Here is a 19,486-nt window from a genome sequence, read left to right on the forward strand (position 1 = left end):
ATCGCCCGGTCAAAGCCGGGCGATGACAGCAGAGTCCGCGGCGACGACCGGGAACGACGCCCCTACCCCGCCGCGCCCGCGACCTTCGCCTGCTTCGCCGGCACGACCTCCGTCGTGGCGATCAGACGTTTCAGCTCGGGGATGCAGGAGCCGCAATTGGTACCTGCCTTGAGCTTGGCGCCAATCTCGGCGGCGGTGCGCGCGCCGCTGGCGATGCTGTCGCAGATGGTGCCGCGGCCGACGCCGAAGCAGGCGCAGACGATCGGGCCGGTCGAGGCGGCGCCTTCGCTGGACTTGCCCGATAGCAGCATGCGGCGCTGATCGTCGGTGACTTGATCGGCGACGAACAGGCTCTTGACCACCTCCCAATCGCCGGCGTCGTGCGCGGGCCCGACGAACAGGCAGGTGTCGATGCGGTCGCCCGCGAACGAGGCGGCGCGATAGACCCCGCCGCCGAAGTCGCGATATTCGGCAACGTCTTCGCCCGCGACGTTCTCGAGCCAGGCGGGCCAGCGCGAAAGATCCGCGTTGTCGGCGAACAGATAGCCGAAACCGCCGGCGACCGTGACGCGGGTCCACAACAGGTTTGGCGGCAGGTCGAGCTGCTTGCGCGACAGCGCAAACCCGCGGAACACGAATTCATAGGGCGCGATCGCAGCCGGCGTCGCTTTGGATTCCGGCTGCCCGGAGAACGGGTCGGTGAAGGACTGCACCAGCGCACCAACCCGGCCATGCGAGGTGTTCATCGCGCTCCAGTGGATCGGCACGAACAGCGTGCCGCGCTGCTGCCCTTCGCTGACGACAGCCTTCAAGATGCACTGGCCGTAATCGGTGGTGATCCGGGCATAGCTGTCATGAGCGATGCCGTATTTGCTGGCGTCGTCGGGATGGATCTCGACAAACGGCTCGGGCAGATGCGCGCCCAGCCGCTGGCTGAGACCCGTGCGCGTCATGGTGTGCCATTGGTCGCGGATGCGCCCGGTGTTGAGCCGCAAGGGGCGCGCCGGACCCGTCTCGCCGCGCAGCGCCGGCACCTCCGGCGCGACGAAGCGGCCCTTGCCGTCATTGGTGAAGAAGCCGCCCTGCGCGAAGAACCGCTCGCCAGGCAGCCCGCCTTCCCGCACCGGCCACTGCACCGGCCTCAACGCATCGAACGCTTCGTCCGACAGCGAGGTCAGCGCGCCGATGTCGAAATCGCGGCTGCCGTCGTTCTCGAAGGCCGAGAGCGCGGCATGCTCGCGGAATATGTCCGCGGCGGATTTGTAGTTGAAACTGTCGCCGAAGCCGAGGCGCTTTGCGGTCTCGCTCAAGATCCACCAATCGGGGCGCGCCTCGCCCGGCGCCGGCAGGAACGAGCGCTGGCGCGAGATGCGCCGCTCGGAATTCGTCACCGTGCCCGATTTCTCGCCCCAGGCCAGCGCCGGGAGCAGCACGTGCGGGCCGGCTTCGACGGTGTCGTTGGAGAGCACGTTCTCGGAGATGACGAACAGTTCGAGCTTCTTCAGCGCATCGCGAACCATGTCGGCATCTGGCAGCGACACCGCCGGGTTGGTGCCCATCACCCACAGCGCCTTGACCTCGCCGCGGTTGATCGCCTCGAACAGCTGCACCGCCTTCAATCCCTCATGGGTCGCAATGCGCGGCGCCTTCCAGAACCGCCTGACACGATCGATGTCGGGCGGCGTGAAACCCATGTGAGCGGCGAGCATGTTGGCGAGGCCGCCGACCTCGCGGCCGCCCATCGCGTTGGGCTGGCCCGTGAGCGAGAACGGCGAGGCACCAGGCTTGCCGATGCGGCCCGTGGCAAGATGGCAGTTCAGGATCGCGTTGACCTTGTCGGTGCCCTGCGCCGACTGGTTGACCCCCTGCGAATAGAGCGTGACGACCTTCGCGGTCTCGCGAAACATCTTGAAGAAGTTGGCGACGTCCTGCTCGGACAGGCCCGTGGCAAGCGCCGTCGCGGTGACGCTGCCGGCAATGCCCCGCGCACGCGCCAGCGCATCGTCGAATCCGCTCGTGTTCTGCGCGATGTAATCCTGATCGAGCGCGCCGTTGTCGGCGAGATGGACGAACAGGCCGGAGAACAGCGCGGTGTCGGTGCCGGGCTTGAGGCCGAGGAAGAGATCGACATCGCTCGCGGTGTCGGTGCGGCGCGGATCGATCACGATCATGCGCGCGCCGCGCTCCCCACGGTTCTTCAGCATGCGCTGGAACAGCACCGGATGGCACCAGGCCGCATTCGAGCCGACGAAGACGAGCAAGTCGGCCTGGTCGAGATCCTCGTAGCAGCCGGGCACGGTGTCGGCGCCGAAGGCGCGGCGATGGCCGGCAACCGAGGACGACATGCACAACCGCGAGTTGGTATCTACGTTCGCCGTGCCGACAAAGCCCTTCATCAGCTTGTTGGCAACGTAATAGTCCTCGGTGAGGAGCTGGCCGGAGAGATAGAAGGCGACCGCATCGGCGCCGTCGCGCGCCACGATGTGCTGCATGCGGTGGGCGACATGGTCGAGCGCATCGCTCCAGGCGACCCGCTCCAGCACGCCCTTGCAGCGGATCATCGGGTAGAGCAGCCGGCTTTCGAGCCCGACGGTCTCGCCGAGCGCAGAGCCCTTGGAGCACAGCCGGCCGAAATTGGCGGGATGATCAGGATCGCCCGCGATCGCCGCGCCGCCCCTGCCGTCCGGCGTCGCCAGCACGCCGCAGCCGACTCCGCAATAGGGGCACGTCGTCTTGGTGGTGCGGAGATTTGGATCGATCGCCGTCATATCAAGCCGCTTTCGAAGGGAGCGCCAGCGCGCGGCCGAACATCATGTCGGTGCGGATCGCCGCCACCTTGTCGCGATTGCGGATCAGCTCGAGGTACCAGAGCGCATCGACGGTATCGCCGATCAGCACCGCGCCGGTGAGCCGGCCGTCGGTGATGACGAGCTTCTTGTAGGTGCCGCGCCTGCGGTCCGACAGCACGAGGCTCTCGCTGCCCTCCCCGCCCATGAAGTCACCGGCGGAGAACACGCTGACGCCGGAGACCTTGAGGTTGGTCGAGACCACGCTGCCCTGATAGGCGGCGGGCCGGCCGGCGAGATGCCGTGCCAGCACGCGCGCCTGCTCATAGGCGGGCTCGACCAGGCCGTAGCAGGTGCCGCGATGCTCGGCGCATTCTCCGAGCGCGAAAATGTCGGACGAGGAGGTCTGCATGACGTCGTTGACGACGACGCCGCGATTGACCGCGATCCCCGCCTCTTTCGCCAGCGCGACGTTCGGCTTGATGCCGGCGGCGAAGATCACCGCATCGGCCTCGATGCGGCTGCCGTCGGCGAGCTCGACAGCCTGGACATGACCGTCGCTGTGGATGCACTTCGTGCTGGCGTTGAGCAGGATGCGGATGCCCTTGCGCTCGACCAACATCTTGAGCAGGTCGGCCGCGGGCGCATCGAGCTGGCGCTCCATCAGCCGGTCCATCAGATGCAGCAGCGTCACGGGGGCACCGGCCTTGGCGAGACCGTAGGCAGCCTCGAGTCCGAGCAGTCCGCCACCGACGACGACGACGCGCTTCTTCGCCGCAGCCAGCGTCAACAGCAGGTCGACGTCGCGCGTATCCCGAAAGGTGTGCACGCCGGCGAGATCGGCGCCCGGCACGTTGAGCCGCAGCGGCGTCGATCCCGTGGCGAGCACCAGCTTGGAATATTCCATGCTCTCTTCGCCGGCGATCTTGAGCTCGCGGCGGCCGACATCGATCTCGGTCACGCGATAGCCGTAGCGCACCGTGACGCCGCGATGACGCCACCAGTCCGCCGGCCTGAGCTCGATCTCGTGCGAGCCGGTCTCGCCGGCCAGCACGGAGGAGAGCAGCACGCGGTTGTAAGCGAGCCGCGGTTCTTCACCGATCACGGCGACCGCGTAGCGGCCGAGCGCGGTCTTGGCGAGCTCGTCGACCAGACGCGCGGCCGCCATACCGTTACCGACGATGACCAGCGGTTCACTCACAAGACATCTCCTATTCGGCGGCCTGCGCTTGTGCGCCGTAGGCCTCGGAAATCATGTAACCGGACAACACGCCATAGGCGTCGGTCCAGGCAGTGGCGAGTTCGGGCGTCCAGGCTTGGCCAAGCCCCTTCTCCAGGGTCCACAGCAAGGTGGCGCCGACCACGGGGTAGTGCTCGGCTTTGGCGCCATAGGCGACGTGACGCTTGGCGAGCGCCGAGGCCGCGGGAAGAATCGTCTCGAGGTTCGACAGGCCGCCGACGACGGCGGCGAGCATGCCCATCAGCTTCTTGCGCTGTTCGGTCATGTCCTCGGGAAACATCGCGCGCACGGACGGAGCCACCTCGAACAGACGATCGTAGAACAGAACCGCGGCCTGCTCCGACATCGGCGCAACCTTGGAAAAGCTCTGCTGAATGAGAGTGATCTGTTCTGGCGTCATGATGTTCTCCTGTCCGTTTCGGTCTGCCTTCGTCCGCGCCATTGCGGAAAAAGTTCATGGGTCAAACGTCACCAGAGGGACTCCTCCCCGCGTACGGGGAGAAGCGACATTCGTGCCAAGTGTCTATCTTCTGAGCATGATCTGGTCGGAAAACCGCTTCACACTTTTCCGGATCATGCTCTACACACGCGCTTCGGCGAGGCTTGGCGCGCCTTCCCCCTGCGGGCCGCGACGCAGGTAGAACCACCAGGTCAGAGCGAGGCAGGATCCGTAGAAGGCGAGATAGATTGCGAGCGCGAGCTGCGGCCCGCCGGTCATGGCGATCGACTTGCCGAAACCGCTCGGGATCAGATAGCCGCCGACGGCACCAATCGCGCCGATGAAGCCGACCGCCGCGCCGCTCTCGATGCCCGCGGCCTTCAGGGCAGCCGCACGCGCGACATCGCCCTTACCGCGCACCTTGAACAGGTTCTCCTCGCGGAAGATCGAGGGGATCATGCGGTAGGTGGAGCCGTTGCCGATGCCCGTCGTCACAAACAGGATCAGGAACATCGACAGGAAGCCGATGAAATCCTTCTGCCCGACGAAGTAGAGCACGCCGATGGTGGCGCCCGCCATCACGATGAAATTCCAGAAGGTGATGATCGAACCGCCGATCCTGTCGGCAAGCCAGCCACCGAGCGGACGCGACAGCGAGCCGACCAGCGGGCCGAGGAAGGCGATCGCGATCGTCACCGTCGGAAACTGCGTCTTGATCAGCAGCGGAAATGCCGCGGAGTAGCCGATGAAGGACCCGAACGTACCGATGTAGAGATACGCCATGATCCAGGTGTGCTTGCGCTTGACGATGGCGAGCTGGTTCTTCACCGAAGACTTGGCCGTGGTGAGGTTGTTCATGAAAAACACCGCACCGAACACCGCGATCGCGATCGGCAGCACCCACATCAGGCCGGCATTCTGGAGGAAGATGCCGTCAACGGGAGTGGCTTGGAACAGATTGAAGACGGCGAGCGTCATCAGGATCGGGGTCAAGAGCTGCACGCTGGAAACGCCGATATTGCCGCCGGCGGCGTTGAGGCCCAGCGCCCATCCCTTCATCCGGTCGGGGAAGAAGAAGGAGATGTTGGTCATGCTGGAGGCGAAGTTGCCGCCACCAAGGCCGGCGGTCGACGCGATCAGCAACATCAGCCAGAACGGCGTGTCGGGCTGGCTGACGAAATAGGCGAGCGACAGCGTCGGGATGAACAGGATCGCCGCGCTGAAGATGGTCCAGTTACGGCCGCCGAACGTCGTCACCGCGAAGGTGTAGGGAAAGCGCATCAAGGCGCCGATCAGGCCCGGCACCGCGACGAGCTGGAACAGCTGGTCCGTGGTGTAGTGGAAGCCCGCCAGCGGAAGTTTGGTGGTCACGATGCTCCAGATCAGCCAGACCGAGAAGCCGATATGCTCGGCCACAATCGACCAGATCAGGTTGCGTCGCGCGATGGTCTTGCCAGTCGCATTCCAGAACGCCTCATCTTCGGGGCGCCAGTCTGAAATCCAAGTAGGATTCTTCGTCATTGAGTATCCCTTCTAGGCTCACCGCTGCGTCGTTGCAGGCTTGGCCTCCGGGCCACGGAGGCACGCTCCGAGGCTTCACCTCGGTGGCGAGTTCACGATGCTGATTGATGATGTTGAGGGACGTCTTCGTTGGCGTCGCGCAAAGACGGTTCAATTTCCGTGCCAATTGCGCGCACGCTGAAAATACAGGGATTTCAGGATGTTATTCGTATTGCCCGAAATTCTTGCAGGGCTTTTTCGCTCGCAAAATTTGCGATTCGCTCAATCCTTGTGCGGCGCACAAGGATTGAGCGAGCTGTCGATTATTTAGGCGCGGACGTTTCGCGCATTAGACCCTTGGCTTACGCGGCCTCTACGAAGCGGTGACGCTCGTAGAGGAATTCGAGCACGCGCTGCCGGCACTTCAAATACATGGTGTTGGTCGCGAGCTCGAGCCGCTTGCGGGGGCGCGCCAGCGGCACCTCCAACACCTCGCCGATGCGCGCGCTCGGCCCGTTCGTCATCATCACGATGCGGTCGGACAGGAGCACGGCCTCGTCGACGTCGTGGGTGATCATCAGAATGGTGTTGCCGAGCTTCTGATGCAGCGCCATCACCGAGTCCTGCAGATGGGCGCGGGTCAGCGCGTCGAGCGCGCCGAACGGCTCGTCCAGCAGCAGCACCTTCGGCTCCATGGCCAGCGCCCGCGCGATGCCGACGCGCTGCTTCATGCCGCCGGAGATTTCCGAAGGACGCTTGTCCCTGGCATGGGCCATCTGCACGAGGTTGAGATTGTGCATCACCCAGGCGTCGCGCTCGGCGCGCGACTTGGTCTTGGCGAAGACCTTGTCGACGCCGAGCTTGACGTTCTCGTAGACGGTCAGCCACGGCAGCAGGCTGTGGTTCTGAAACACCACGGCGCGATCAGGCCCCGGCGAGTTCACCTCGCGGTTTTCCAGCAGCACGCCGCCCGTGGTGGCGCCGGTCAGCCCTGCGATGATGTTGAGCAGGGTCGACTTGCCGCAGCCGGAATGGCCGATGATCGAGACGTATTCGCCCTTTTCGATCGTGAGATTGATGTCCTTCAGCACCTCCGTGGAGGCGACGCCGCGGGTGAAGACCTTGTCGATGTGGTCGAGCTTCAGATAGGTGGTCATGTACCTTCTCCTCAGTTCTGCGCGGTGCCGCGGGTTACGAACTTGCCGAGGCCCGCGATCAGGCGGTCCAGCACGAAGCCGACGATGCCGACATAGAACAGCGCCAGGATGATCTCGCTGATATGCGAGGAGTTCCACGCGTCCCAGATGAAGAAGCCGATGCCGACGCCGCCGATCAGCATTTCGGCTGCGACGATCGCAAGCCACGACAGGCCGATGCCGATGCGAAGGCCGGTGAAGATGTAGGGCGCCGCCGCCGGGATCATGATCTTTGCGAAGAACTCGAGCGGGTTGAGCTGCACCACCGCGGCGACGTTGCGGTAATCCTGAGGAATGTTTCGGATGCCGACCGCGGTGTTGATGATGATCGGCCAGATCGAGGTGATGAAGATGACGAAGATCGCCGAGGGCTGGCCGTCGCGGAATGCCGCGAGCGAGAGCGGCAGCCAGGCCAGCGGCGGAATGGTGCGGAGCACCTGGAACAACGGATCGAGCCCGCGCATCGCCCAGACCGACTGCCCGACCAGAACGCCGAGCGCGATGCCTGCGACCGCCGAGAGCGAGTAGCCGAAAGCGACGCGCTGAAGACTGGCGGACAGATGCCAGAACAAGCCTTTGTCGATGCCGCCATGATCGAAGAACGGATCGAAGATCAGCTCCCTGGTGTCCGCAAACACTTTTGACGGCGGCGGCAGTGCCGAGCCGGCTCTCCGGCAGACCAGCTCCCACACCAGCGTGAGCAGCGCGATCACGACCAGCGGCGGGATCACGCGCACGGCCGTCTCGCGTGCCATGCGTGCGTAAGCCTCAGTGCGCGGAGGACGCTTCGGCGTTAGCGCGACGACTGGCGCGACGGTTGCGGCAGGCGTCGCGGTCTCACCCTCGATCTTCGTGGCAGTCATGTTCATCGCTATCTCTCTCCGGCTTGGCAAGGACGCGGCCGCCCAATGGGCGGCCGCTGGCTCCATCAGACTTCGACGCGCTTGATCGCGAGCGACTTCAGATAGGCAGCCGGATTTTCGGGATCGAACACCTTGCCGTCGAAGAAGGTCTCCTTGCCGCGCGAGGTGGAGGTGGGAATGTCGGCAGCGGCGACGCCGAGAGTCTTGGCCGCATCGCGCCACATGTCCTCGCGGTTGACCTTGGCGATCAGCGCCTTGGTGTCGAAGTTCGCCTCGTACTTGCCCCAGCGGATGTCCTCGGTGAGGAACCAGAGATCGTGGCTCTGGAATGGATAGGAGGCATGATCGCGCCAGTACTTCATGATGTGCGGAGAGTTCTCGACCACCTTGCCGTTGCCGTAGTCGAACTTGCCGGCGGTACGGTCGTAGACGTCTTCGACCGGGCAGTTGATCCACTGCCGCTTGGCCATGATGGTGGCGAGCTCCTGCTTGTTCTCGGCCTTGTCAGCCCATTGCTGGGCCTCCAGTACCGCCATCAGGATCGCCTTGGTCGCCTTCGGATATTTGTCGACGAAGGCGGCGCGCATGCCGAACGATTTCTCCGGATGCTTGTTCCAGATCTCGCCGGTATTGACCGCGGTGTAGCCGATGTCCTGGTGGACGAGCTGGAGATTCCACGGCTCGCCAACGCAGAAGCAGTCCATGGTACCGACCTTCATGTTGGCCACCATCTGCGGCGGCGGCACCACAATGGTCTCGATGTCCTTGTCGGGGTCGATACCGCCGGCGGCGAGCCAATACCGGATCCAGAGGTCGTGCGTGCCGCCGGGGAAGGTCATCGCGCCCTTTACGGCCTTGCCGGAGGCCTTCTTCTTTTCCAGCGCCGCTTTGAACGGCGCAGCATCGGTGCCGAGCTTGAGATCGGCATATTCCTTGGCGACCGAGATGCATTGGGCGTCGAGATTGAGCCGCGCCAGGATGTACATCGGCGTCGGCTGGTTGTTCTGCGTCACCTTGCCGGCCGAGATCAGATACGGCATCGGTGTGAGGATATGCGCGCCGTCGATGCCGTTGCCCTCGGAGCCGAGCACGAGGTTGTCGCGCGTGGTGCCCCAGGAGGCCTGCTTCTGCACGTCGACATCAGGCATACCGTATTTGGCGAAGAGACCCTTGTCCTTGGCGACAAACAGCGGGCCGGCATCGGACAGCGCAATGAAGCCGAGCTTGGCGCCCTTGACCTCCGGGCCCGCATCCTGCGCGAAGGCGCCGGCGGGGAAATTGAACTTGGCGGCGGCGAGAAGGGCAGCGGTAGAGCCGGCGGCTTTCAACAATTGACGGCGGCTGAGGCCAGTCTCGGAGGGCCGGCGAATGCGCTTGGTCATCGGTGGTGTCGTCCTTTGCGTCGTTGCGAATGATTGCGTCAGTGCGCACGAGCAGCCCGTCCGTCCGTGACGCCAGAAAAAGGCGCATGCGAACGCATGACGGGGGAGTCCCCCGTTCGGGTGGCGTCAGCAAAATCGGATGAGAAGTCTCGCGGGACGGCTTCAATGGCGTCGGCCTGGAACTATTCAAGCTTCGTGCCAAGCTCAGCGCTGCCAAAATATCAAGAAATTTAGTAACTTAGATGCACGGTGCCAGACTGTCGCAGGCTGGTCCCGCTTGCGAAATTTGCGCACTGCTCAATCCTTGTGCGACGCACAAAGCTTGTGCAGCCGCTTAAGCAGGAGGCTGCCGAGCGCCTCCGACCGAAGTCGGCGAGAGACGCATCACTTTGATATGACTTTATTTTTCCTGCGCGTCTCGGCGGCACGCAACTTGCTTCTTCATTGGCGTCAACGAAGACTGCGGCTTGCCGCATCGTTGCAGCCTCTGGCGGCTGCATCCCGGAAGCTCAACTGCTTCGCGGCCCTCCCGGCTCAGTCCTCGTGACGCGATTCCCAAGGCTTCCAGACATTCCATAATCCTCGTGCGCGGCAGGCCAGCCCGCACGGCCGATGACGTTCAGCCGCGCTCTCGCCAGGGGCGTGTCGATCTCACTTACGAAGCAAAGGAACCATTGATGTCGTATCTCGCGCCTTCGGAATTCGTCACCAAGATGGTGGATGCAGGCGAGTCCAAGATCTTCATGTCCACCCGGGATACCGTCATCCGGGCCTATATGGCCGGCGCCATCCTCGCGCTCGCCGCCTGGTTCGCCGTGACCATCAACGTGAACACGGGCCAGCCGCTGGTCGGCGCGCTGCTGTTTCCGGTCGGCTTCGTCATGCTCTATCTGCTGGGCTTCGACCTCCTGACCGGCGTGTTCGTGCTCTCTCCGCTCGCCTTGATCGACAAGCGCCCTGGCGTCACGCTCGGTGGCGTGCTGCGCAATTGGGGCCTCGTCTTCGTCGGCAACTTCGCCGGCGCCTTCACCGTGGCCTTCATGATGGCCTTCGTCACGACCTTCGGCTTCACACAGGCGCCCGACAAGATCGGCACCGCCATCGGCAATATCGGCGAAGGCCGAACGCTGGGCTATGCCGCGCATGGTGCAGCCGGCATGGCGACGCTGTTCATGCGCGGCATGCTCTGCAACTGGATGGTCTCCACCGGCGTCGTCGGCGCCATGATCTCGACCTCGGTCTCCGGCAAGGTCATCGCGATGTGGATGCCGATCCTGGTGTTCTTCTACATGGTGTTCGAGCATTCCGTGGTGAACATGTTCCTGTTCCCGTCGGGCCTTATGCTGCACGCCAAGTTCTCGATCATGGACTATCTGATCTGGAACGAGATCCCGACCGTGCTCGGCAACCTCGTCGGCGGCCTCGCCTTCACCGGCATGACCCTCTACGCCACCCACGTCCTGACCCTGCCGAAGCGCCAGGCCGACAAGGCTGCGAAGCCCCGCGTTGCGGCCTGATCGAAGACGTCTCGACAGGGGAGCCTCGCCCGATCAGGGTGAGGCTCCCCTTTGCCGGTGATGACGATGCCCCGCGGACTCCTGATTTCGGTCGGCCAACATTCCGACAAGGGTCGCAAGCCCCTCAATCAGGATTTTCACGGCGTCCTGATTCCGGAGGAGCCGCTGCTCAGCCTGAAGGGCATCGCGGCGGTCCTCGCCGACGGCATCTCCAGCAGCAGCGTGAGCCAGATCGCCAGCGAGTCGGCGGTCAAGAGCTTCCTGATGGACTATTACTGCACGTCGGAATCCTGGACGGTGAAGACCTCCGCCCGGCGTGTGCTGGAGGCGACCAATTCCTGGCTGCATGCGCAGACGCGCAAGAGCCAATATGCCTATGACCGCGACAAGGGCTATGTCTGCACGCTCAGCGCCATGGTCATCAAGGCGGCCACCGCGCACATCTTCCACGTCGGCGACTGCCGCATCTACCGCGTCGCCGGCAGGGCGCTCGAGCAGCTGACCGACGATCACCGCATCATCGTGTCGTCGGAGCAGACCTATCTCGGCCGTGCGCTCGGCATCAATCCGCAGCTCGAGATCGACTACCAGACCCTCGAGATCCAGGCCGGCGACACCTTCCTGCTGGCGACCGACGGCGCCTACGAATTCGTCGATCAGCGCTTCGTGACCGGCGTCATCGCCGAACTTGCCGGCGACCTCGATCGTGCTGCAAAAGCCATCGTCGAGGAAGCTTACCGGCGCGGCAGCGACGACAACATCACTGTCCAGATCCTACGGATCGATGCGGTGCCAGAGGAAACGGGGGTCTTCGATCGGACCTCGACGCTGCCCCTACCGCCTCTGTTGGAGCCCCGGGCTGTGTTCGATGGCTACCGGATCATCCGGGAGATCCACGGCAGCAGCCGCAGCCACATCTATCTCGCGGTCGATGCGGAGACCGAGGAAACGGTCGCGCTCAAGATTCCGTCGATCGACCTGCGCGACAACCAGGCCTATCTGAAACGTTTCCTCATGGAGGAATGGATCGCGCGGCGGATCGACAGTCCGTACGTGCTCAAACCGCGGTCGAAATCGACGCGGCGGAATTATCTCTACGTCGCGACCGAGTTCGTCGAGGGGCAGACGCTGCGGCAGTGGATGCTCGACAACCCGCGCCCCGATCTGGAGACGGTGCGCAGGATCGTCGAGCAGATCGCCACCGGGCTTCGCGCCTTCCATCGCATGGAGATGCTGCATCAGGATCTCAGGCCGGACAACGTCCTGATCGACAAGACCGGCACCGCGAAGATCATCGACTTCGGATCGGTCAGGGTCGCAGGGGTTGCCGAAGCGGCGCCGAGATCGGCCGACACGGAAATTCTCGGCACCGTTCAATATACGGCACCGGAGTATTTCCTCGGCGAAGGCGGATCGCCCCGATCCGACATGTTCTCGCTGGCCGCCATCTGTTACCAGATGCTCACCGGACATCTGCCCTACGGCGCCCAGATCGCCAAGATCCGGGGACAATCGGACGCGTGGAAATTGAGATACCGCCCTGCGGTCGATGCCGAGCGGGGCATCCCGGGCTGGATCGATGGCGCACTCAGGAAGGCGCTGCATCCCGATCCCTACAAGCGCCACGAAGATCTCTCCGAGTTCGTCTTCGAGCTCCGAAATCCCAATCCGGCCTATCTCGCCACGCGGACCACGCCACTTCTGGAGCGCAATCCGCTGCTGTTCTGGAAGCTGACCACGGCGATCCTGGCTTGCGCCGTCATCGTGCTGCTCGCAGCGCTCCGACTGCGATAGCCGAACAAAACCGGATCACGCCGGCTCTGCCGCCTTCACGCCCAGTGGCTTCGGCGCCATGCCGCCACCCGGCTTGAGGTGGAATTCGTAGCTCATCAGGTGCCATCGCCCGCTCGTCTTGGTGCCGTCGGGCATCTCGGGATCGTTGCGCGGCTCGACCTTGGCGATGAGATCGTCCTTGACCCCGAACACCACGTCGGAATCCAGATATTTGTCGCCACCGATGAAGACGTGGGTGATCAGCGGCTCATAGCCCTTCGCATTCACCAGGAAGTGCACATGCGCCGGGCGCATCGGGTGGCGATTGGTCTGCACGATCATCTCGCCAACCGGACCGTCGGTCGGGATCGGGTAACTGCACGGCAGGATGGTGCGGAAGAAGAAGCGTCCATCATCATCGGTGATGAAGCGCGCCCGTGCCGAGGCGCCGACCTCGTCATAGTTCGGCTTCTGAGAATCATAGAAGCCGTCATCATCGGCATGCCAGACATCGACGGGAACGCCGGCAAGCGGATTGCCCTTGAGGTCGGTGACGCGGCTCTGCACGAACATCCGCTCGCCCGTCTGATTGTTCGGCGAAATGTCGGTGCCGTGCGCGGTCACCTTGTGCTCGCCGACATAGAACGGGCCAAGCACGGTGGTCTCTGTCGCGCCCTCGCGGTCGCGATGATTGACCGCGTCGACCAGCATGGAGACGCCGAGCACGTCGGACAGCAGGATGAATTCCTGGCGGGTGTCGGTGCATTTCTGCCCCGTCCTGGTCAGGAAATCGATGGCATATTCCCATTCCGCGAAGGTGAGACCGGTCTTGCTCACGTAATCGTGCAGCGACTTGATCAGCTCCTGGAGCAGGAATTTCGCGCGTGGGTTCGGCGTGTCGTCGAAGCTCCGGATCACGGCTTCGGTGAGCTCGCTCTCGTTGAACTGGGTCATGATGCTGTGCTTCCCGTTTTTCTGCTTTCGGATTCTCGGTTTCCTTGGGGCGTTCAGCCAGAGGCTACACCAGCAGGCCAGCTGGAGTTAAGCGCAACCGGCTTGGAAGAGGGGGGCGATTTCGGCTATCAGGCTTACGACAAGAACCGTCCGAGGAACGTTCCCATGCTAGCCCCCACTCCAGCCTCCCCCGAATCCGTCGGCATGTCCCAAGCTGCGCTCGACCGCATCGATGCGCACCTGAAGAACCGTTACATCGATGCCGGCCGTTTCCCCGGAACCCAGCTTTTGGTCTATCGTCGAGGCAAAGTGGTTCATAGTTCGGTGCAGGGCTTTGCCGATGTCGAGCGCAAGGTGCCGGTGAAGGACGACACCATCTACCGCATCTATTCCATGACCAAGCCGCTCACCAGCGTCGCCTTCATGATGCTGGTGGAGGAAGGCCTCGTCGCGATCGACGAGCCGGTCGCCAAATACATTCCGGAATGGAAGGATCTCGGCGTGTTCGTCGCCGGCACGTACCCGGCCTTCCTGACGCGGCCGCCGTCGCGGCCCATGCTGATCGTCGACCTGCTGCGCCACACGTCCGGGCTGACCTACGGCTTCCAGCAGCGCTCCAATGTCGATGCCGCTTATCGCGCTGAAAAGATCGGCGAGGTCGAGAAATCAGGCACGCTGCAGACCATGATCGAGGGCCTCGCAAAGATCCCGCTGGAGTTCTCGCCGGGCGAGGCCTGGAATTACTCGGTTGCGACCGACGTGATCGGCTACCTCGTCGGCAAGATCTCGGGCGTGCCGTTCGAGCAGTTCCTTAAATCACGCATCCTCGATCCGCTCGGCATGATCGACACCGACTTCCACGTGCCGGCCTCGAAGGTTCATCGCTTCGCAGCCTGCTACTCGGCGGACCCAGGCGGGGGCATGACCTTCCACGCGGGCCAGCGCCGCGAGGGCCTGACGCTCCAGGACGATCCGACCACGAGCTCGTTCCTGTCACCGCCCTCCTTCATCTCCGGCGGCGGCGGCCTGTGTTCGACGGTCGCCGACTATCTCACCTTCTGCCGCGCGCTGCTCAATGGCGGCGAGCTCGGCGGCGTCAGGCTGATCGGGCCGAAGACGCTGGCGCTGATGACGACCAACCATATTCCGGGCGGCGGGGCGCTGCCCGAGGTGTCGCGCTCGCTGTTCTCCGAAGCCACCTACAACGGCATCGGCTTCGGCCTCGGCTTCGCCGTGACCATGCGCCCGGCCGAGACGCTGATCGCCGGCAGCCCCGGCGAATACAATTGGGGCGGCGCGGCCACGACCTCGTTCTGGATCGACCCGGCCGAGGAGCTGATCACCATCTTCATGACGCAGGTGCTGCCGTCGAGCGCCTACCCGATCCGGCGCGAGCTGCGCAGTATGGTCTACGCCGCAATCACCGAGAGCAATCTGTAACCGATCGCGCGATCCCGCGGCCACCGGCTGCGGGATCGCGCTCATTTGAGCAAGGCGGAAAACTTGCGGGCCTGTGCACTGCACGCACACGCCCGCTCGGCTTCGAAAACGGAGCTAGTGCATATGACCAATCAGATAGATGCCGCCGCCGATCACGATGATCGCGGGCACGGCCCAGAGAATAAATACCGGCATCACAGCTCTCCCTAATTGGACGTGCAGACCTTGACGGTCTTCATGCTGCTTTCAGCCTCGGTGCGTGTCTTGTAGACCGTGCCCGAAGGGCTGACGACGGTCATCGAGGCGTCTGTCGGCTTCTTATCGACGACAGTGCACTTCTTGGTCTTGACGTCCTGGACCACGTAGAACTCGTCGGCCGCGAACGCCGGCAAGGACAATGCAGCAACGATCAGCGCTGCACTCGCTATTCTCAGCGTCATTCTCTCCTCCTCAGATTCCCGGGCTTCGGCCCGGTCGATTCAGTAACGGGAAAAAATAGCAATTTGTTCCTACGCCGGGGGAACACCGCGCATGGCGAGGGTGTTGTTGCCGCGCTTATTCCCGTGAGGAGGACAAGATGAAAAAGCTGTTCCTGCTGTCCGCGACGGCGGTCCTGATTTCGACCGGCGCATTCGCGCAATCCACCGTGACGACCACCGGAACCGGTCACGCGGCGGTAGTTCAGATCGAGCCGCAATACCGAACCAAGATCAAATCCTACCTCACCGAGCACCGCATCCGTCCGGTGACGACGAAGGAAAAGATCGTTGTCGGCGCGACGGTGCCGAGCGACGTCGAGCTCGAGGCCGTTCCGGCGGACTGGGGCCCGTCGCTGACGAAGTATCGCTACGTCTATTCCGGGGATCGCGTGATGCTGGTGGATCCCGGCTCACGCACTGTCGTGCAGGAAATCGATTGATCAGGACGAAACGGACGGCCGTCGCGACGGCGGCCGTCCTCGCGGAGTTGAGCGCATGACATCGCATCGCGAGGCGCGGATCGCCGGACTTAGCCTGGCGGCCATCTATGCCGTGTGTCTGCTACTGACCGCGGCCGGCATGAGCTGAGGCGCAAGAGTCGCCGACAGCGCTGCGAAAATCCCGTCTCCGGACTGTTCGGGACTGTTCGCCGAGTCGCGAAAATCGTGGCGCAGCGTAGCTGGCGACCGTATGGTCTGCCAAAGCCATGATCCGGCGCCGCCGCGCTCGCACCGGGACGTCTGCGTTTGTCGAAGCTCACCCTGCCGGTCCGGCTCGCTCTCCTCGTCGCGGGAACGATGTTGCCGCTGATCGTCTTTGCCGTCGGCCTTGCCTATTCCAACTATCGCCAGGATCGCAGCGAGGCGACGCGCCGGGTGCTGGAGACGGTGCGCAGCATGCGCATCGCGCTCGATTCCGAAGTGCAGCGGATAACCGGCGGCTTGCAGGTGCTCGCCCTCAGCGAATCCCTGCAAGTCGGTGATTTCGACGGCTTCCGCCGCCTCGCAGTCGGGTTCATCAGCCAATACGGCGGAGACAGCGTTCTTCTGCTGGCCGACAGATCCGGCCGCCAGCTGTTTTCGACCGTCACGACGGAAACGGCGAATCTTCCACTGCGCAACAATCGGGAGATCGTCGAGCGGGTGTTTGCAAGCAAGGCGCCGCAATATTCCGACCTACCCGATCGTCTGCAGCGCCGGAAACGTCTCCAGCAGCCAGATGCTCACATTGGAGACAGCGCCGGTGAGAAAGCCGATGCCGGTGATCACCATCAAGACGCCCATGGCGCGCTCGACGTTGACGAGGTGCCCCTTCATGCGCGCGAACAGCGCGGAGAACTTTTCGATCATCAGCGCGGCGATCAGAAAGGGAATGCCGAGGCCCGCGGAGTAGACCGCGAGCAGGCCGGCGCCCTTCGTCACCGTGGCTTCCGCCGCGGCGATCGAGAGGATCGCGGCGAGGATCGGACCGATGCAAGGCGTCCAGCCGAAGGCGAAAGCGAGGCCCATGACATAGGCGCCCCAGAGGCCGACGGGCTTGGGGATCGGCAGCCGTCCCTCGCGCATCAAAAGGCCGATGCGCGTCAGGCCCAGGAAGTGCAGGCCCATGATGATGATGACGATGCCGGCGAGGACCGACAGCTCCGCCGACCAGGTACGGATCAGCCCGCCGATCAGCGAGGCGCTGGCGCCGAGCGCCACGAACACCGTGGAAAAGCCGAGCACGAACAGGAGCGCCGACATCATGATCGCGCGCTTGGAGGCAGCGGCCGGCTGGTCGCTCTCGACATGCTCGATCGTGGCGCCCGTGAGGTAGATCAGATAGGGCGGAACCAGAGGCAGGACGCAAGGCGAGAGGAAGCTGACGAGGCCGGCAATCAGCGCCGCCGGGATCGAAACATTTTGCATGATGCAGTCGGAGCCATCTCAGGTGCCGGTACGGCGCGCAAGGGATGCGCCCGGCCCGGAGCCGAACCGGCTCTGGTGTAGCCTATGCCGGAGATTGCGCAACAGAGGCGCACAGAACCAAGGCTCCTCCCGATGCCCTCCGTGATCACAGATGCGGCATCGGGACGCGCACAAACCTCGCCAAAAAGCGAGATTCGGCGGCGCGGCTACTTCACCACGCGGAGCAGCGGACGCCGGGGCTGGTCCTGCGTCTGCTTGGAAGGGGGCGGCGGCTCACTCGCAGCGCTCCGCAGCATCTCGTCGCACAGTGCCTTGAGATCGGCACTGTCAATTCCTTTCAGTTTCATCCGCACGTCGAGGATGACAATGGACAGCATCTCGGCCGACTCACGGCTGTTGCACGCGTTGAGAGCCCTGCGGCACTCCTCAAGCGTTTCCAGCACCGACTGCAACTGTTCGTCTGAATGCGACACCGGCGTTCTTTCCGTTAATTCGGCCTGCGAGACGTATTTGTCACGCCCCCTTCGGCCCCCATTGAAGACCAAAGATAGCACGAGGCTACTGCGCCTCCGAACCTGATTTCTGTGTGCTTCTGCCCTGGAACTGCGGTACCGGCCGCCATCGCCATGCAGCGCCGTTGAAGGTCACCGGAGCGGTCCGGGAGCAAACGCCGAACGCGGTGTGATCGATCCATCGAGGGAGACGGCATCGGCTTTCGCGCAAGAATTTCCGTTGCGGACAGCGCCGGCAATCCCGCAGCCACTCCAAGGCTCGCAACGGAACTCACGCCAAAACCCCTCAGTCAGGCCGACCGTCTGCCCAATTCTCAGCCCGTGGCAGCATCCAAATACCACCCGTACTGCAGTAAGGATGACGTTCAAAACTCGTCATTCCCCAACCCGTCGTGGTTGTGGTTTGCGCCAGATTCTGCCAGTTTAGCTTTCCGAAGGGACTTGTATGCACTCCTTGGCGGAAAGGGGCGTTCCGTCGGCGGAACGCCCAAAGACAAATCTCAGCGGCCTCTCGGATTGGGATGCCGCCCGCATATTTTTGGAAGTCGTTCGATGCGGAAGTTTTCGCTCGGCTGCCGAGCGCTTGTCGCTTTCGATCAATGCCGTGCGCCGACGGATCGACGATTTCGAGCGCCAGACTGGTACCACACTGTTCACCCGCGACGTTCACGGCACGCATCTGACCGATGAGGGCGCGCTGGTGGTCTCCGCCGTCGAGCGCATGGAGGCCGCCACCTTCGACGTGCTGCGCGCCAGCGATTCGATGGCCAACGCCTTGTCCGGCGAGGTCCGCGTTGCCGTCACCGAGGGGCTCGGCACATTCTGGCTGGCCCCGCGGCTCGTCGAATTCCAGCAGGCCTATCCGAAGATCCTGGTGGACCTGCATTGCGCGATGCGCTCGGCCGACGTCTCGCGCCACGAGGCCGACGTCGCCATCCATCTGTCGCGTCCCTCGGCGCTCGACATCAAGCTGGTGCGGCTCGGCCGCATGCATCTGATGTTCTGGGCCTCCGAGAAATACATCGCAAAGCATGGCGCGCCGCGCTCGGCGGCGGAATTGATCAAGCATCGCCTGGTGCTGCAATTCGCCGACCAGCTCGCCGCCAAGGAATCTTTCGAGAGCTTCTTCCCGGGCGTTTCGGAACGTGACCTCCTGGTCATGAAGACCAACGTCTCAAGCGCCAACTACTGGGCGGTCGCGAATGGCGCCGGCATCGGCGTATTCCCGAGCTACGCCATTGCGCTTGGCGGGAAGTTGATTCCACTGGAGGTCGAGCTGAACCGACCGCTGGACATCTGGCTGTCCTACCATCCTGGTAGCGGCCGTATCCCGCGCGTGCGGCACATGATCGACTGGCTGATCGAGGCTTTCAATCCGGCTCGCTTCCCGTGGTTTAAGGAAGAGTTCGTGCATCCGCATGAATTCAAGGACTCGTATATGGGCGAACCCCTGACCCAGCTCTTCGGGGGATTTTCAACCGAAGAACAAAGGTGAAAA

16 protein-coding genes and 1 pseudogene are annotated in these 19,486 nt (G+C 63.5%); 6 read left to right on the top strand and 11 right to left on the bottom strand.

Translation table 11 applies throughout. The annotated features are described in order from the left end of the window. Window positions 1-62 precede the first annotated feature (62 nt). The 7 genes from P6U27_RS24910 to P6U27_RS24940 all read right to left on the bottom strand — a co-directional run bounded on the left by P6U27_RS24910 (window position 63) and on the right by P6U27_RS24940 (window position 9,406). Window positions 63-2,768: a molybdopterin-dependent oxidoreductase gene (locus P6U27_RS24910; RefSeq protein WP_407192756.1), complete on the bottom strand. Its 2,706-nt coding sequence runs from the start codon at window positions 2,766-2,768 to the stop codon at window positions 63-65. A 1-nt stretch (window position 2,769) separates the two neighbouring features. Continuing rightward, window positions 2,770-3,987: an NAD(P)/FAD-dependent oxidoreductase gene (locus tag P6U27_RS24915; protein ID WP_407192757.1), complete on the bottom strand. Its 1,218-nt coding sequence runs from the start codon at window positions 3,985-3,987 to the stop codon at window positions 2,770-2,772. 10 nt (window positions 3,988-3,997) lie between these two features. Next, on the bottom strand, window positions 3,998-4,426 hold the full coding sequence (locus P6U27_RS24920; RefSeq protein WP_122406770.1) for a globin family protein: 429 nt from the start codon (window positions 4,424-4,426) through the stop codon (window positions 3,998-4,000). A 180-nt stretch (window positions 4,427-4,606) separates the two neighbouring features. Then, complete coding sequence (locus P6U27_RS24925) at window positions 4,607-5,986, bottom strand: MFS transporter (RefSeq protein WP_129145161.1); 1,380 nt, start codon at window positions 5,984-5,986, stop codon at window positions 4,607-4,609. A 341-nt stretch (window positions 5,987-6,327) separates the two neighbouring features. Next, the gene (locus P6U27_RS24930; protein WP_407192758.1) at window positions 6,328-7,122 is read right to left on the bottom strand and encodes an ABC transporter ATP-binding protein; all 795 of its coding nucleotides are present in this window, start codon (window positions 7,120-7,122) and stop codon (window positions 6,328-6,330) included. Window positions 7,123-7,133: 11 nt separating this feature from the next. Further along, window positions 7,134-8,030 (bottom strand): nitrate ABC transporter permease, encoded by an 897-nt coding sequence (gene ntrB / locus P6U27_RS24935; protein ID WP_407192759.1) that lies wholly within the window; start codon window positions 8,028-8,030, stop codon window positions 7,134-7,136. A gap of 59 nt (window positions 8,031-8,089) precedes the next feature. Beyond that, window positions 8,090-9,406, bottom strand: a complete 1,317-nt coding sequence (locus P6U27_RS24940) for an ABC transporter substrate-binding protein (RefSeq protein ID WP_407192760.1) — start codon at window positions 9,404-9,406, stop codon at window positions 8,090-8,092. Between the two features lie 677 nt (window positions 9,407-10,083). On the opposite strand from P6U27_RS24940, the gene P6U27_RS24945 reads away from it, so the two are divergent. Both P6U27_RS24945 and P6U27_RS24950 read left to right on the top strand, forming a co-directional pair. Then, window positions 10,084-10,923, top strand: a complete 840-nt coding sequence (locus P6U27_RS24945) for a formate/nitrite transporter family protein (RefSeq protein ID WP_129145164.1) — start codon at window positions 10,084-10,086, stop codon at window positions 10,921-10,923. 60 nt (window positions 10,924-10,983) lie between these two features. Beyond that, window positions 10,984-12,717: a bifunctional protein-serine/threonine kinase/phosphatase gene (locus P6U27_RS24950; RefSeq protein ID WP_164937114.1), complete on the top strand. Its 1,734-nt coding sequence runs from the start codon at window positions 10,984-10,986 to the stop codon at window positions 12,715-12,717. A 15-nt stretch (window positions 12,718-12,732) separates the two neighbouring features. Here P6U27_RS24950 and P6U27_RS24955 read toward each other — a convergent pair whose 3' ends face one another. Next, window positions 12,733-13,650 (bottom strand): intradiol ring-cleavage dioxygenase, encoded by a 918-nt coding sequence (locus P6U27_RS24955; protein WP_129145166.1) that lies wholly within the window; start codon window positions 13,648-13,650, stop codon window positions 12,733-12,735. A gap of 165 nt (window positions 13,651-13,815) precedes the next feature. Between P6U27_RS24955 and P6U27_RS24960 the strand changes: the two genes are divergently transcribed. Then, window positions 13,816-15,090, top strand: coding sequence for a serine hydrolase (locus tag P6U27_RS24960; protein WP_129145167.1), 1,275 nt, complete (start codon window positions 13,816-13,818; stop codon window positions 15,088-15,090). 206 nt (window positions 15,091-15,296) lie between these two features. Here P6U27_RS24960 and P6U27_RS24965 read toward each other — a convergent pair whose 3' ends face one another. Further along, window positions 15,297-15,530, bottom strand: a complete 234-nt coding sequence (locus P6U27_RS24965; RefSeq protein WP_122404378.1) for a hypothetical protein — start codon at window positions 15,528-15,530, stop codon at window positions 15,297-15,299. A 137-nt stretch (window positions 15,531-15,667) separates the two neighbouring features. Here P6U27_RS24965 and P6U27_RS24970 point away from each other — a divergent pair, with 137 nt between their 5' ends. Together P6U27_RS24970 and P6U27_RS24975 are read left to right on the top strand one after the other, a co-directional pair. Further along, a complete protein-coding gene (locus P6U27_RS24970) occupies window positions 15,668-16,009 on the top strand; it encodes a DUF1236 domain-containing protein (protein ID WP_407192761.1) in 342 nt (113 codons plus the stop codon). A 306-nt stretch (window positions 16,010-16,315) separates the two neighbouring features. Then, window positions 16,316-16,747 (top strand): annotated as a pseudogene (locus P6U27_RS24975) (sensor histidine kinase); the annotation flags it as partial. Here the strand turns inward: P6U27_RS24975 and P6U27_RS24980 are convergent. Continuing rightward, the gene (locus tag P6U27_RS24980) at window positions 16,745-17,476 is read right to left on the bottom strand and encodes a cytochrome c biogenesis CcdA family protein (RefSeq protein WP_122404380.1); all 732 of its coding nucleotides are present in this window, start codon (window positions 17,474-17,476) and stop codon (window positions 16,745-16,747) included. The pseudogene P6U27_RS24975 and the gene P6U27_RS24980 overlap by 3 nt on opposite strands. Before the next feature lie 206 nt (window positions 17,477-17,682). After that, window positions 17,683-17,949 carry a hypothetical protein gene (locus P6U27_RS24985; protein WP_122404381.1) on the bottom strand — a complete coding sequence of 89 codons (267 nt, stop codon included), beginning with the start codon at window positions 17,947-17,949 and terminating at the stop codon, window positions 17,683-17,685. Window positions 17,950-18,433: 484 nt separating this feature from the next. Between P6U27_RS24985 and P6U27_RS24990 the strand changes: the two genes are divergently transcribed. After that, window positions 18,434-19,483, top strand: coding sequence for a LysR family transcriptional regulator (locus tag P6U27_RS24990; RefSeq protein ID WP_122404382.1), 1,050 nt, complete (start codon window positions 18,434-18,436; stop codon window positions 19,481-19,483). Window positions 19,484-19,486: the final 3 nt, after the last annotated feature.

Source organism: Bradyrhizobium sp. STM 3566 (assembly GCF_045571445.1).
GTDB lineage: Bacteria > Pseudomonadota > Alphaproteobacteria > Rhizobiales > Xanthobacteraceae > Bradyrhizobium > Bradyrhizobium vignae.

Bases quoted from the DNA above. Each gene is read 5' to 3' on its own strand.
- P6U27_RS24910 (WP_407192756.1), bottom strand. From the start codon at position 2,768: ATGACGGCGATCGATCCAAATCTCCGCACCACCAAGACGACGTGCCCC.
- P6U27_RS24920 (WP_122406770.1), bottom strand. From the start codon at position 4,426: ATGACGCCAGAACAGATCACTCTCATTCAGCAGAGCTTTTCCAAGGTT.
- P6U27_RS24925 (WP_129145161.1), bottom strand. From the start codon at position 5,986: ATGACGAAGAATCCTACTTGGATTTCAGACTGGCGCCCCGAAGATGAG.
- P6U27_RS24930 (WP_407192758.1), bottom strand. From the start codon at position 7,122: ATGACCACCTATCTGAAGCTCGACCACATCGACAAGGTCTTCACCCGC.
- ntrB (WP_407192759.1), bottom strand. From the start codon at position 8,030: ATGAACATGACTGCCACGAAGATCGAGGGTGAGACCGCGACGCCTGCC.
- P6U27_RS24940 (WP_407192760.1), bottom strand. From the start codon at position 9,406: ATGACCAAGCGCATTCGCCGGCCCTCCGAGACTGGCCTCAGCCGCCGT.
- P6U27_RS24945 (WP_129145164.1), top strand. From the start codon at position 10,084: ATGTCGTATCTCGCGCCTTCGGAATTCGTCACCAAGATGGTGGATGCA.
- P6U27_RS24950 (WP_164937114.1), top strand. From the start codon at position 10,984: ATGACGATGCCCCGCGGACTCCTGATTTCGGTCGGCCAACATTCCGAC.
- P6U27_RS24955 (WP_129145166.1), bottom strand. From the start codon at position 13,650: ATGACCCAGTTCAACGAGAGCGAGCTCACCGAAGCCGTGATCCGGAGC.
- P6U27_RS24960 (WP_129145167.1), top strand. From the start codon at position 13,816: ATGCTAGCCCCCACTCCAGCCTCCCCCGAATCCGTCGGCATGTCCCAA.
- P6U27_RS24965 (WP_122404378.1), bottom strand. From the start codon at position 15,530: ATGACGCTGAGAATAGCGAGTGCAGCGCTGATCGTTGCTGCATTGTCC.
- P6U27_RS24970 (WP_407192761.1), top strand. From the start codon at position 15,668: ATGAAAAAGCTGTTCCTGCTGTCCGCGACGGCGGTCCTGATTTCGACC.
- P6U27_RS24980 (WP_122404380.1), bottom strand. From the start codon at position 17,476: ATGCAAAATGTTTCGATCCCGGCGGCGCTGATTGCCGGCCTCGTCAGC.
- P6U27_RS24990 (WP_122404382.1), top strand. From the start codon at position 18,434: ATGCACTCCTTGGCGGAAAGGGGCGTTCCGTCGGCGGAACGCCCAAAG.